This is a genomic window from Streptococcus mitis (genome assembly GCF_047464945.1).
GTDB classification, from domain to species: domain Bacteria; phylum Bacillota; class Bacilli; order Lactobacillales; family Streptococcaceae; genus Streptococcus; species Streptococcus mitis_EA.
Window position 1 is genome coordinate 39,414 of the sequence record NZ_JASHAX010000006.1, and the last position, 13,130, is coordinate 52,543.

13 protein-coding genes are annotated in these 13,130 nt (G+C 41.5%); 12 read left to right on the forward strand and 1 reads right to left on the reverse strand.

Translation table 11 applies throughout. The annotated features are described in order from the left end of the window. Positions 1-235 precede the first annotated feature (235 nt). Positions 236-1,300 carry a glutamyl aminopeptidase gene (gene pepA / locus QM424_RS07490; RefSeq protein ID WP_000209170.1) on the forward strand — a complete coding sequence of 355 codons (1,065 nt, stop codon included), beginning with the start codon at positions 236-238 and terminating at the stop codon, positions 1,298-1,300. A 21-nt stretch (positions 1,301-1,321) separates the two neighbouring features. Continuing rightward, positions 1,322-1,618, forward strand: coding sequence for a bacteriocin immunity family protein (locus tag QM424_RS07495; RefSeq protein ID WP_033676210.1), 297 nt, complete (start codon positions 1,322-1,324; stop codon positions 1,616-1,618). A 96-nt stretch (positions 1,619-1,714) separates the two neighbouring features. On the opposite strand, the gene QM424_RS07500 is transcribed toward QM424_RS07495, so the two are convergent. After that, on the reverse strand, positions 1,715-3,346 hold the full coding sequence (locus tag QM424_RS07500) for a Na/Pi cotransporter family protein (protein WP_261067655.1): 1,632 nt from the start codon (positions 3,344-3,346) through the stop codon (positions 1,715-1,717). A 239-nt stretch (positions 3,347-3,585) separates the two neighbouring features. Here QM424_RS07500 and QM424_RS07505 point away from each other — a divergent pair, with 239 nt between their 5' ends. The 10 genes from QM424_RS07505 to dnaK all read left to right on the forward strand — a co-directional run bounded on the left by QM424_RS07505 (position 3,586) and on the right by dnaK (position 13,059). Then, positions 3,586-4,782 (forward strand): phosphoglycerate kinase, encoded by a 1,197-nt coding sequence (locus QM424_RS07505; protein WP_414393994.1) that lies wholly within the window; start codon positions 3,586-3,588, stop codon positions 4,780-4,782. Positions 4,783-5,211: 429 nt separating this feature from the next. Then, positions 5,212-5,739 (forward strand): FUSC family protein, encoded by a 528-nt coding sequence (locus tag QM424_RS07510; RefSeq protein ID WP_084947380.1) that lies wholly within the window; start codon positions 5,212-5,214, stop codon positions 5,737-5,739. Between the two features lie 76 nt (positions 5,740-5,815). Next, a complete protein-coding gene (glnR, locus tag QM424_RS07515) occupies positions 5,816-6,172 on the forward strand; it encodes a transcriptional repressor GlnR (protein WP_000659548.1) in 357 nt (118 codons plus the stop codon). A gap of 36 nt (positions 6,173-6,208) precedes the next feature. Further along, positions 6,209-7,555: a type I glutamate--ammonia ligase gene (glnA, locus tag QM424_RS07520; RefSeq protein ID WP_001122886.1), complete on the forward strand. Its 1,347-nt coding sequence runs from the start codon at positions 6,209-6,211 to the stop codon at positions 7,553-7,555. Between the two features lie 121 nt (positions 7,556-7,676). Beyond that, a complete protein-coding gene (locus QM424_RS07525; RefSeq protein WP_000423973.1) occupies positions 7,677-7,997 on the forward strand; it encodes a PadR family transcriptional regulator in 321 nt (106 codons plus the stop codon). Beyond that, on the forward strand, positions 7,997-8,572 hold the full coding sequence (locus tag QM424_RS07530) for a DUF2812 domain-containing protein (protein WP_025171948.1): 576 nt from the start codon (positions 7,997-7,999) through the stop codon (positions 8,570-8,572). The genes QM424_RS07525 and QM424_RS07530 overlap by 1 nt, the downstream gene beginning before the upstream one ends. Positions 8,573-8,606: 34 nt before the next feature. Next, entirely contained in the window at positions 8,607-9,116 is a 510-nt protein-coding gene (locus QM424_RS07535) for a DUF2812 domain-containing protein (protein ID WP_001088685.1), read from the forward strand. Positions 9,117-9,279: 163 nt separating this feature from the next. Beyond that, the gene (gene hrcA, locus QM424_RS07540) at positions 9,280-10,314 is read left to right on the forward strand and encodes a heat-inducible transcriptional repressor HrcA (RefSeq protein ID WP_000255751.1); all 1,035 of its coding nucleotides are present in this window, start codon (positions 9,280-9,282) and stop codon (positions 10,312-10,314) included. Between the two features lie 26 nt (positions 10,315-10,340). Next, entirely contained in the window at positions 10,341-10,865 is a 525-nt protein-coding gene (grpE, locus tag QM424_RS07545) for a nucleotide exchange factor GrpE (protein ID WP_000046038.1), read from the forward strand. 370 nt (positions 10,866-11,235) lie between these two features. Beyond that, on the forward strand, positions 11,236-13,059 hold the full coding sequence (dnaK, locus tag QM424_RS07550) for a molecular chaperone DnaK (RefSeq protein WP_000034661.1): 1,824 nt from the start codon (positions 11,236-11,238) through the stop codon (positions 13,057-13,059). Positions 13,060-13,130: the final 71 nt, after the last annotated feature.

A 13,130-nucleotide genomic window follows, 5' to 3' on the forward strand; every position in this document is an offset into this window, starting at 1 on the left:
GTTTTCTGCAAATTTCATGAAAAAATTTAACAAATATAACATTGAATTGTTTTTTGTTTGGGAATTCATATTTGCGTTGATATTAAAATGTGTCTTAGCTTTCATCACATATACAAGAGAATACTATCCTTTTCTACTATACAGCTAGAATGAGATACTAACTTAGAAATCCACCTTCCCGCTATCCTTCTCCTATAAAAAGTGGTAAAATGGATGAAAGAAAGAAGGAACTGAAATGACAACATTATTTTCAAAAATCAAAGAAGTAACAGAACTTGCTGCTATCTCAGGTCATGAAGCACCTGTCCGTGCTTATCTTCGTGAAAAGTTAACACCGCACGTGGATGAAGTGGTGACAGATGGCTTGGGTGGTATTTTCGGAATTAAACATTCAGAAGCTGCAGATGCACCGCGTGTCTTGGTCGCTTCTCACATGGATGAAGTTGGTTTTATGGTTAGTGAGATTAAGCCAGATGGTACCTTCCGTGTGGTAGAAATCGGTGGTTGGAATCCTATGGTGGTTAGCAGCCAACGTTTCAAACTCCTGACTCGTGACGGTCGTGAAATTCCTGTGATTTCGGGTTCTGTCCCTCCACATTTGACTCGTGGTAAGGGCGGACCAACCATGCCTGCTATTGCAGATATCGTCTTTGATGGTGGTTTTGCGGATAAGGCTGAGGCAGAAAGCTTTGGCATCCGTCCTGGCGACACCATCGTACCAGATAGCTCTGCAATCTTGACAGCCAATGAAAAAAATATCATCTCAAAAGCTTGGGACAATCGCTACGGTGTTCTTATGGTTAGCGAGTTGGCGGAAGCTCTGTCAGGTCAAAAACTCGGAAATGAACTCTATCTTGGCTCTAACGTCCAAGAAGAGGTTGGTCTTCGTGGTGCCCATACTTCCACAACCAAGTTTGACCCAGAAGTCTTCCTCGCAGTTGACTGTTCACCAGCAGGTGATGTCTATGGTGGTCAAGGCAAGATTGGGGATGGAACCTTGATTCGTTTCTACGATCCAGGTCACTTGCTTTTACCAGGCATGAAGGATTTCCTTTTGACAACAGCTGAAGAAGCTGGTATCAAGTACCAATACTACTGTGGTAAAGGCGGAACGGACGCTGGTGCAGCCCATCTGAAAAATGGAGGTGTTCCTTCTACAACTATCGGTGTCTGCGCTCGTTATATCCACTCTCACCAAACCCTCTACGCTATGGATGACTTCTTAGAAGCGCAAGCTTTCTTGCAAGCCTTGGTGAAGAAATTGGATCGTTCAACGGTTGATTTGATTAAAAATTATTAAACCATAAGGGAGGTGGTAGGGATGGTAGAACCAAATCTAGAAAGCCTTATAAAAGATCTTTATAATCATGCTCGCCATGATTTGAGTGAAGATTTAGTTGCTGCTCTCCTAGAGACTGCTAAAAAACTACCTGCTACAAATGAGCAATTGCTGGCAGTCCGTCTCTCAGGACTGGTCAATCGTGAATTGCTCAAGAATCCCAGACATCCGGCACCTGAGTTGCTCAACTTGGCTCGCTTTATCAAAAGAGAAGAAGCTAAGTACAGAGGAACTGCGGCTTCTGCGCTTATGTACGGGGAGCTCTTTAAAATGCTTTGATTCCATTGTGGATCAAAGCATTTTTTATATGGTAGAAAAGCAATTCTTGGTTAGGAAAAGAAAAAAGCCATCCAATTTAGGATAGCTTCTTGGTTCTTAGATTTGTTCAGCAATGACCTTTTCAGCTAGATTCATAGCATGGTCTGATACACGAGTGTAGTGGGAAACAATATCGATAAAGTTGACCCCAGCTTGTGTTGAACACTCGCCCTTGTTGAGGCGTTTGATGTGAGTCTTTCTGAGAACACGTTCCATATTGTTGATTTCTTTATGGCGTTCAATCAGGCTTTGCGCTTTTTCGATATCATTGTTTTCCACGCTATCAAGAGCATCCTTGATAAAGCCAGTAGTTTTTTGATAGATATCAGCCAATTCCTGCAAAGCAGCTTCAGAGAACTCAACATTTTTACGTTGAAGGTAGTCAGTCAGATTGATTAGTGCTTCTGCGTGGTCCCCAATCCGTTCCAAATCACGGGATGAATCAAGGATGTTGGTGAGCACTTCACTTTCTTTCTGGCTAAGGGCTTCACTTGAAAGAGTAATGAGGTAACGAGTCAATTTTTCATCAATGGTATTGATGGCTTCTTCTGTCTTGTGACCTTTTTCAGCAACCTTTTCATTGAGGTCAATGATGTAGTTGTATGAAAGGTCAAAGGCTTTAGAAGCATAATTTCCTAAGTGAAGGAGTTCTTTTTTAGCATTTCCGAGAGCGATTGAAGGAGCTTGTTTAATCAAATGCTCATCAAGGTAAAGAGGCTCGTACTTGACAACTTCGTCTTCACCAGGGATGAGCTTGGTTACAAAGTAGGCCAAGGCTCCGATGAACGGAAATTGTACAATGGTATTACTTACGTTAAAGGCACCGTGCGAGAAGGCGATGGTCATCTCAGGTGAGAGGTGAAGGAGTGCTTGGAAGTACTCAATCATAGCAGTGAAGGGGCCTAATAAGATTAAGCAAAGAATAGTTCCTAAAACGTTAAAGGTGACGTGGGTCGCAGCAACGCGTTTCGCAGAGACATTGGCTCCAGCTGCCGCGATGATAACGGTTAGAGTTGTTCCGATATTATCCCCGAAGAGAACTGGCAGAGAACCTTTAAGGTCAAGAAATCCGCCTGCATAGAGCCCTTGCAAAATCCCGATTGTCGCAGAAGAGGCCTGGATGAGAACGGTAATCACCGCACCAGCAAAAACCCCCAACACAGGATTTTGTCCCAAGGTTACCATGTATTCCTTAAATTGTGGTAAATCTTTAAGAGGACTCATACCGGCACTGATGAGGTTGAGGGCGTAGAAGATTCCCCCCACACCAAACAGGATGCGCCCGATATTGTTTGCTGTTCTGTTTTTTGTAAAGAAGAGGAACATGGTTCCAAGGAAAATCAGGGGTAAAGCATACTCGCCAAGCTTGAAACCGATGATAAAGGAAGTAACGGTGGTTCCGATGTTGGCTCCCATGATAATTCCGATAGCCTGTCTAAGAGTGAGAAGACTAGCGCTGACCAGTCCAACCGTGATAACTGTAACCCCTGTACTTGACTGAATCAGGGCAGTCACGACAATTCCGACTAGAACACCTAGAAAGGGATTGCTAGTGTACTTGTCAATGTAAAAACGAAGGCGATCTCCAGCAGCTTGTTGCAAACCGTCTCCCATGGTCTTGATACTATATAAGAATAGTCCCAGACCACCTAAAAAGTGAAATAAAATTTCCTGCCAATTAATGGACATTTCTTTTTCCTCCGAAAAATAATAACGGAATTTCTCCTATTCTATTTTAAAGGATAAAAGTAAATCTAACAAGTATTAAGCTAAGATTTTAGAAAGAAAATTCGTGATAAAAAGTAAAAATAATAAACCCTAACATGACATGAAGATTAAATATCGAAAAATCTTGTGAAATCTTTCCTTATATTTCCAAAGTGTGATATAATAGTTTCGAATAAAATAAATAAAGGGGTTTTTGTAACATGGCAAAACTTACTGTTAAAGACGTTGACTTGAAAGGTAAAAAAGTCCTCGTTCGTGTTGACTTCAACGTACCATTGAAAGATGGCGTAATCACTAACGACAACCGTATCACAGCAGCTCTTCCAACTATTAAGTACATCATCGAACAAGGTGGACGTGCAATTCTTTTCTCTCACCTTGGACGTGTGAAAGAAGAAGCTGATAAAGCTGGTAAATCACTTGCTCCTGTAGCGGCAGACTTGGCAGCAAAACTTGGTCAAGATGTTGTTTTCCCAGGTGTAACTCGTGGTGCTGAATTGGAAGCAGCTATCAACTCTCTTGAAGATGGACAAGTTCTTTTGGTTGAAAACACTCGTTATGAAGATGTTGACGGCAAGAAAGAATCTAAAAACGATCCTGAACTTGGTAAATATTGGGCATCACTTGGAGATGGTATCTTCGTAAATGATGCATTCGGTACAGCTCACCGTGCACACGCATCTAACGTTGGTATCTCAGCAAACGTTGAAAAAGCAGTTGCTGGTTTCCTTCTTGAAAACGAAATTGCCTACATCCAAGAAGCAGTTGAAACTCCAGAACGTCCATTCGTGGCTATCCTTGGTGGTTCAAAAGTTTCAGACAAGATCGGTGTTATCGAAAACTTGCTTGAAAAAGCTGATAAAGTCCTTATCGGTGGTGGTATGACTTACACATTCTACAAAGCACAAGGTATCGAAATCGGTAACTCACTTGTAGAAGAAGACAAATTGGATGTTGCGAAAGCTCTTCTTGAAAAAGCAAACGGTAAATTGATCTTGCCAGTTGACTCAAAAGAAGCTAACGCATTTGCTGGCTACACTGAAGTGCGTGATACTGAAGGTGAAGCAGTTTCTGAAGGCTTCCTTGGTCTTGACATCGGTCCAAAATCTATCGCTAAATTTGACGAAGCTTTGACTGGTGCCAAAACAGTTGTATGGAACGGACCTATGGGTGTATTTGAAAACCCAGACTTCCAAGCTGGTACAATCGGTGTGATGGACGCTATCGTGAAACAACCAGGCGTTAAATCAATCATCGGTGGTGGTGACTCAGCTGCCGCAGCAATCAACCTTGGACGTGCAGACAAGTTCTCATGGATTAGTACGGGCGGAGGTGCTTCAATGGAACTTCTCGAAGGTAAAGTATTGCCAGGTTTGGCTGCACTTACAGAAAAATAATTTCAGCCCGTTAGTCTCTACAAAATCCTGATTTTGTAGAAAAAGGAACAAAACTGAAACGTTAACAAAAAGGTGGCTATGTCACCTTTTTGTGTTAGTGTAGGTATTTGTGACGCGGTGGTGGGGCATCAATGGAGCTTCTTGAAGGTAATACTCTTCGAAAATCAAATTCAAACCACGTCAACGTCGCCTTGCTGTACTCAAGTACAGCCTGCGGCTAGTTTCCTAGTTTGCTCTTTGATTTTCATTGAGTATAAAGTTCTTCCAGGACTTGCAGCCTTGACTGAAAAATAAGATTAACTAAATGAATCAAAGAAGAGGGGAATGAAAGTTCCTCTTTTCTTTTACTCGAAATAAAAACGCTTCCTCTCAACTATTGCTCATAAAATTACCCAAATTATGATAAAATGGAAATAGAAAGTTGAGATTATGAGTTATTTTAAAAAATATAAATTCGATAAATCCCAGTTTAAACTTGGTATGCGAACCTTTAAAACAGGTATTGCTGTTTTTCTAGTTCTCTTGATTTTTGGTTTTTTTGGTTGGAAAGGTCTTCAAATCGGTGCTTTGACAGCCGTGTTTAGCCTGAGGGAGAGTTTTGATAAGAGTGTCCATTTTGGGACTTCGCGTATTCTAGGAAATAGTATCGGTGGTCTCTATGCCCTCCTCTTCTTCCTATTAAATACCTTTTTCCACGAGGCTTTTTGGGTGACCTTGGTTGTTGTTCCAATCTGCACCATGTTAACCATTATGACAAATGTAGCCATGAATAACAAAGCAGGGGTTATTGGTGGTGTAGCGGCTATGTTAATTATTACCCTATCGATTCCGAGCGGAGAGACAATTTTGTACGTATTTGCGCGTGTATCAGAAACTTTCATGGGAGTTTTTGTCGCAATCCTCGTAAATTACGATATTGATCGTATTCGGCTCTTTTTAGAGAAAAAAGAAAAATAATGTTACATTTTATAACATTATCAATTGACGTTTGTCTTTTTTTAGACTATAATAGACAGAAAGAAGGAAATTGTAAATGAAGGAAAAAGAATTTCGCCGAAATATGGCTGTTTTTCCTATCGGCAGTGTTATGAAGTTGACCGATCTATCGGCGCGTCAGATTCGTTATTATGAAGATCAAGAGTTGATTAAGCCTGATCGAAACGAAGGGAACCGTCGCATGTATTCCTTGAATGACATGGATCGTCTGCTTGAAATCAAAGATTATATCTCTGAAGGTTATAATATCGCTGCCATTAAGAAAAAATATGCTGAACGTGAAGCGAAATCCAAGAAAGCGGTGAGTCAGACTGAGGTGCGTCGTGCACTTCATAATGAACTCCTCCAACAGGGTCGCTTTGCTTCAGTACGGTCACCTTTTGGTCGCGGTTAGGCAACCGCAAGTAGTCATACATTAAGGAGAAAACTCATGCCAATCACAGCTGCAGATATTCGTCGTGAAGTCAAGGAAAAAAATGTTACCTTTATTCGTCTCATGTTCTCGGATATTTTGGGAACCATGAAAAACGTCGAAATTCCTGCTACAGATGAACAGTTAGATAAGGTCTTGTCAAATAAGGCTATGTTTGATGGATCTTCTATTGAAGGTTTTGTACGTATCAATGAGTCGGATATGTACTTGTACCCTGACTTGGATACATGGACAGTCTTCCCTTGGGGAGATGAAAATGGAAGTGTTGCAGGTTTGATCTGTGATGTCTATACAACAGAAGGTGAACCATTTGCAGGAGATCCTCGTGGCAATTTGAAGCGTGCTCTTCGTCACATGGAAGAAGTAGGATTCAAATCCTTCAATCTTGGGCCAGAGCCAGAATTCTTCCTATTTAAACTGGATGAAAATGGGGACCCAACACTTGAAGTGAATGACAAGGGTGGCTACTTTGATTTGGCGCCTACGGACCTTGCGGACAATACACGTCGTGAGATTGTCAATGTCTTGACCAAAATGGGATTTGAAGTAGAAGCGAGTCACCACGAGGTTGCTGTTGGACAACACGAGATTGACTTTAAGTACGATGAAGTTCTCCGTGCCTGTGATAAGATTCAAATCTTCAAACTTGTTGTTAAAACTATTGCTCGCAAACATGGGCTTTATGCAACCTTTATGGCCAAACCAAAATTTGGTATTGCCGGATCAGGTATGCACTGTAATATGTCCTTGTTTGATGCAGAAGGAAACAATGCCTTCTTTGATCCAAATGATCCAAAAGGAATGCAGTTGTCAGAAACGGCCTACCATTTCCTTGGCGGTTTGATCAAGCATGCCTACAACTATACTGCCATTATGAACCCAACGGTTAACTCATACAAACGTTTGGTTCCAGGTTATGAAGCGCCTGTTTACATTGCTTGGGCTGGTCGTAACCGTTCGCCGCTTGTGCGCGTGCCTGCTTCACGTGGTATGGGAACTCGTCTTGAGTTGCGTTCAGTGGATCCGATGGCAAACCCATACATCGCTATGGCTGTTCTTTTGGAGGTTGGTTTGCATGGTATTGAAAATAAAATCGAAGCACCAGCTCCTATCGAAGAAAATATCTACATCATGACAGCAGAAGAGCGTAAGGAAGCTGGCATTACAGACCTTCCATCAACTCTTCACAACGCTTTGAAAGCTCTGACTGAAGATGAAGTTGTTAGAGCGGCTCTTGGAGAACATATCTATACTAGTTTCCTTGAAGCAAAACGGATCGAATGGGCAAGTTATGCAACCTTCGTTTCACAATGGGAAATTGATAATTATTTAGACCTTTACTAATACTAATATAGAAGAAAGATTGCCTGAGGGCGGTCTTTTTTTTCTTGTGTTTTATATCGAGGTGTGATATATTTTATATAACGAAGTGCGATATATCGAACTGGATAGGAGGTGGCTATAAATGGAATTAACGGATAAGATTCGTCGAGTTTATCTTCCCATGACGGAAACGGGCTTTTATATCTTGTTCTGTCTGCAAAAGGAAGGTCATGGTTATAGTATTACGCAAAAGGTCAAGGAGATGACAGATTCGCAAGTTTCGATTAGTCCTGGGACTATGTATGGAACCTTGTCAAAAATGGAAAAGGATGGTTTGATTTCCTTTGTCCGCGAAGAGGAAAAACGGAAAATCTATCAGATGACAGACTTGGGACGCAAAGTCTTAGATATTGAATTGAAACGTATTGAACGGCTCTATAGAAACAGTCTGGAGGGAAGATGATGGAAAAGAAGGTTGTTTATAGGATTGCTACCATTGCGGATTATGATAGAGAGGCTTTGTACCTTGCGGAAATGCATACTGAGGGCTGGAAGCTCAAGGAAGTAACCTACTCTAACTTAGTAGTTGCGGTTAAGTATACTTTTGAAAAGTGCCAACCGGAGCAGGTGTCTTATCAGTTGGACTTTTATCCTATGAAAAAATCAGAGAGAGCATCCTATTTACAATTATTTAAAGACTGTGGCTGGGAGCATATTACAGACTTTAATGGTTTTTCCTACTTTAGAAAACTTCATTCTGGAATTGAGTCGGATGCCGAGTTTGAAATTTATAATGACGTGGCCGGGAAGTTAGCTATGGTCAAACGGATTTTAACGAGGCGGATGTTTCCTATTTTGCTTCTCTTTTTAGCTCTACTACCGGTTTTCTCAAAATTTGTCACTGGAGGTAGTTCTTTCAGTTGGGAAATGTTTTTGATTGTTATAATAGATGGTGTTTTATTGATAGTCCATGCGACTCAGATTTCTTATATTTTTTGGAGATTGAGTCAAAAGTGGAAAGAATTATCTAATAAATAAAACCAGGCATGTTTTCTAATTTTGGGGTAAGACAATGAATAGCAGAGTAGAATTTCGGATTTTCACCATTGTTGATTTGGACAAGGAAGAAGAATATTTACATGAGATGCATTTGAAGGGTTGGAGATATAGAACGAGTCGTTTTGGTTTGTTCTATTTTGACCAATGTCAACCAGACGATGTCATCTACCGTATCTATGATTCTAAATTTCTTAAAAAATATAAGCATGAACTGCAAGATTTTAGAAATAGAGGTTGGGAATTGATAGGAGCAGGTTCTTGTTCGATTCTTCGTAAATCGTCTTCTAATTTACTTCCAGAGGATCAAGTCTATATGAGTAAGGGGCTCAGATGGGAAGTTATGCGATCTAGACTTCGTTCCTGTACAGTTGCTTTCTCAGGTGGTCTTGTTGTTTGTATGAGTTCGTTTAGAGAAGAACTGTCGCAATCTTTCTTTGTCATTTTTGCTCTATATGCCTTTATGATTTCTTATCTAATCTATGGTTATTTCAGATTAAAAAGGAAATACCAAGTAGATGAATAGCAAGGTTCTAGGTCTTCAGACTGATTTTTAGCACTCTTGACAAAAGAGTGCTAATTTTTTGAGTTTTTATCTTGACATTCTCTTTTAAGGGTGTATAATAGAATCATGAGTTAGCACTTGAGCGCATAGAGTGCTAATCGATCAGACAGAGAGGAGTGATGAGATGGTTACAGAGCGTCAGCAGGATATTCTAAATCTGATTATTGACATCTTTACCAAAACGCACGAACCTGTCGGATCCAAAGCCTTGCAAGAGTCTATTAACTCTAGCAGCGCAACCATTCGTAATGACATGGCGGCTCTAGAAAAGCAAGGTTTGCTTGAAAAGGCTCATACTTCAAGTGGTCGGATGCCAAGTGTTGCTGGTTTTCAGTACTATGTAAAACACTCACTGGATTTTGACCGACTGGCTGAAAATGAGGTATATGAGATTGTCAAAGCCTTTGATCAGGAATTCTTCAAACTAGAGGATATTCTGCAAGAGGCTGCCAATCTACTGACAGACTTGAGTGGCTGTACGGTAGTGGCTCTGGATGTTGAGCCCAGCAAGCAACGGTTGACAGCCTTTGATATCGTTGTTTTGGGGCAACATACAGCCTTGGCAGTATTCACCCTAGACGAATCGCGAACGGTTACCAGTCAGTTTCTGATTCCAAGGAACTTCTTGCAGGAGGATTTGCTGAAACTGAAGAGCATCATTCAGGAACGTTTCCTCGGCCACACCGTTCTAGATATTCACTACAAGATTCGGACGGAGATTCCGCAGATTATCCAGCGTTACTTCACAACTACGGACAATGTGATTGATCTCTTTGAACACATTTTTAAGGAAATGTTCAACGAAAACATTGTGGTGGCAGGCAAGGTCAATCTCTTGAATTTTGCTAATCTAGCAGCCTATCAGTTCTTTGACCAACCGCAAAAGGTGGCCCTGGAAATTCGTGAGGGGCTGCATGAAGATCAGATGCAAAACGTTCGTGTTGCAGACAGTCAAGAGTCCTGTCTAGCTGACCTAGCGGTGATTAGTAGCAAGTTCCTCATTCCTTATCGGGGAGTTGGAATTCTAGCCATTATCGGTCCAGTCAATCTGGATTACCAACAGCTAATCAACCAAGTCAATGTGGTCAACCGTGTTTTGACCATGAAGTTGACAGATTTTTACCGCTACCTCAGCAGTAATCATTACGAAGTACATTAAGATTGAAATCATTAAAGGAGGCGAAAATGGCCCAAGATATAAAAAATGAAGAAGTAGAAGAAGTTCAAGAAGAGGAAGTTGTGGAAACGGTAGAAGAAACAACTCCTGAAAAGTCTGAGTTGGACTTGGCAAATGAACGTGCGGATGAGTTCGAAAATAAATACCTTCGCGCTCATGCAGAGATGCAAAATATCCAACGTCGTGCCAATGAAGAGCGTCAAAACTTGCAACGTTATCGTAGCCAGGACTTGGCAAAAGCAATCCTACCATCGCTCGACAATCTTGAGCGTGCACTCGCAGTTGAAGGATTGACGGATGATGTGAAGAAGGGCTTGGAGATGGTGCAAGAAAGCTTGATTCACGCTTTGAAAGAAGAAGGAATCGAAGAAATCGCAGCTGATGGAGAATTTGACCATAACTACCATATGGCTATCCAAACTCTCCCAGCGGACGATGAACACCCAGCAGATACCATCGCCCAAGTCTTCCAAAAAGGCTACAAACTCCATGACCGCATCCTACGCCCAGCCATGGTGGTTGTTTACAACTAGGCAATTCTGACGGTTGCTAAAGCAACTCGTCAGAAAACGGCAATCGCTATGGCGTTTGCCTAGCCTCCTTACTAACTCGTCGTCGAAATAAAATCGATTTCGACTTCTCGTGTCGCAATTTACATAATAATAGAAAACTTGTCCGAAATGACAATAAACTATGAAGAAAGATAAGAGGCAAGCCGGAGGCTTGCAAGGAAGATATTTCCCACCGTGGTGAAAGTTTCAGTAGCAAAAGCTACTGAAACAGGGGATTTTTGAGACAATAGGCTCAAAAATAAGTGATGAAATCCCGAAGGGAGTTGCTCACGTCCCCACCACTTAAGGGAAATATAAAAAATAGAAAATTAACTAACAAGGAGAAAAACACATGTCTAAAATTATCGGTATTGACTTAGGTACAACAAACTCAGCAGTAGCAGTTCTTGAAGGAACTGAATCAAAAATCATCGCAAACCCAGAAGGGAACCGCACAACTCCATCTGTAGTCTCATTCAAAAACGGAGAAATCATCGTTGGTGACGCTGCAAAACGTCAAGCAGTTACAAACCCAGATACAGTCATCTCTATCAAATCTAAAATGGGAACTTCTGAAAAAGTTTCTGCTAACGGAAAAGAATACACTCCACAAGAAATCTCAGCTATGATTCTTCAATACTTGAAAGGTTATGCTGAAGACTACCTTGGTGAAAAAGTAACGAAAGCAGTTATTACAGTTCCAGCTTACTTCAACGACGCTCAACGTCAAGCAACAAAAGACGCTGGTAAAATCGCTGGTCTTGAAGTAGAACGTATCGTCAACGAACCAACTGCAGCAGCTCTTGCTTACGGTTTGGACAAGACTGACAAAGAAGAAAAAATCTTGGTATTCGACCTTGGTGGTGGTACATTCGACGTATCTATCCTTGAATTGGGTGACGGTGTCTTCGATGTATTGTCAACTGCAGGGGACAACAAACTTGGTGGTGACGACTTTGACCAAAAAATCATCGACCACTTGGTAGCAGAATTCAAGAAAGAAAACGGTATCGACTTGTCTACTGACAAGATGGCAATGCAACGTTTGAAAGATGCGGCTGAAAAAGCGAAGAAAGACCTTTCTGGTGTAACTTCAACACAAATCAGCTTGCCATTTATCACTGCAGGTGAGGCTGGACCTCTTCACTTGGAAATGACTTTGACTCGTGCAAAATTTGACGATTTGACTCGTGACCTTGTTGAACGTACAAAAGTTCCAGTTCGTCAAGCCCTTTCAGATGCAGGTTTGAGCTTGTCAGAAATCGACGAAGTTATCCTTGTTGGTGGTTCAACTCGTATCCCTGCCGTTGTTGAAGCTGTTAAAGCTGAAACTGGTAAAGAACCAAACAAATCAGTAAACCCTGATGAAGTAGTTGCTATGGGTGCTGCAATCCAAGGTGGTGTCATCACTGGTGATGTCAAAGACGTTGTCCTTCTTGACGTAACACCATTGTCACTTGGTATCGAAACAATGGGTGGTGTCTTCACAAAACTCATCGACCGCAATACAACAATTCCAACATCTAAATCACAAGTCTTCTCAACAGCAGCAGACAACCAACCAGCCGTTGATATCCACGTTCTTCAAGGTGAACGCCCAATGGCAGCAGATAACAAGACTCTTGGACGTTTCCAATTGACAGATATCCCAGCTGCACCTCGTGGAATTCCTCAAATCGAAGTAACATTTGACATCGACAAGAACGGTATCGTGTCTGTTAAGGCTAAAGACCTTGGAACTCAAAAAGAACAAACAATTGTGATCCAATCTAACTCAGGTTTGACTGACGAAGAAATTGACCGCATGATGAAAGATGCAGAAGCTAATGCTGAAGCAGATAAGAAACGTAAAGAAGAAGTGGACCTTCGTAACGAAGTAGACCAAGCAATCTTCGCAACTGAAAAGACTATCAAGGAAACTGAAGGAAAAGGTTTCGACGCAGAACGTGACGCTGCCCAAGCTGCCCTTGATGACCTTAAGAAAGCTCAAGAAGACAACAACTTGGACGACATGAAAGCAAAACTTGAAGCATTGAACGAAAAAGCTCAAGGCCTTGCTGTTAAACTCTACGAACAAGCCGCAGCAGCCCAACAAGCTCAAGCAGGAGCAGAAGGCGCACAAGCAACAGGAAACGCAGGCGATGACGTCGTAGACGGAGAGTTTACTGAAAAATAAGATGCAAAGCCCGTTAAAACCTCACAGTGAAAATAGGAAATCTGACGCAGAAACTTTAGTTTCTAGGAAGA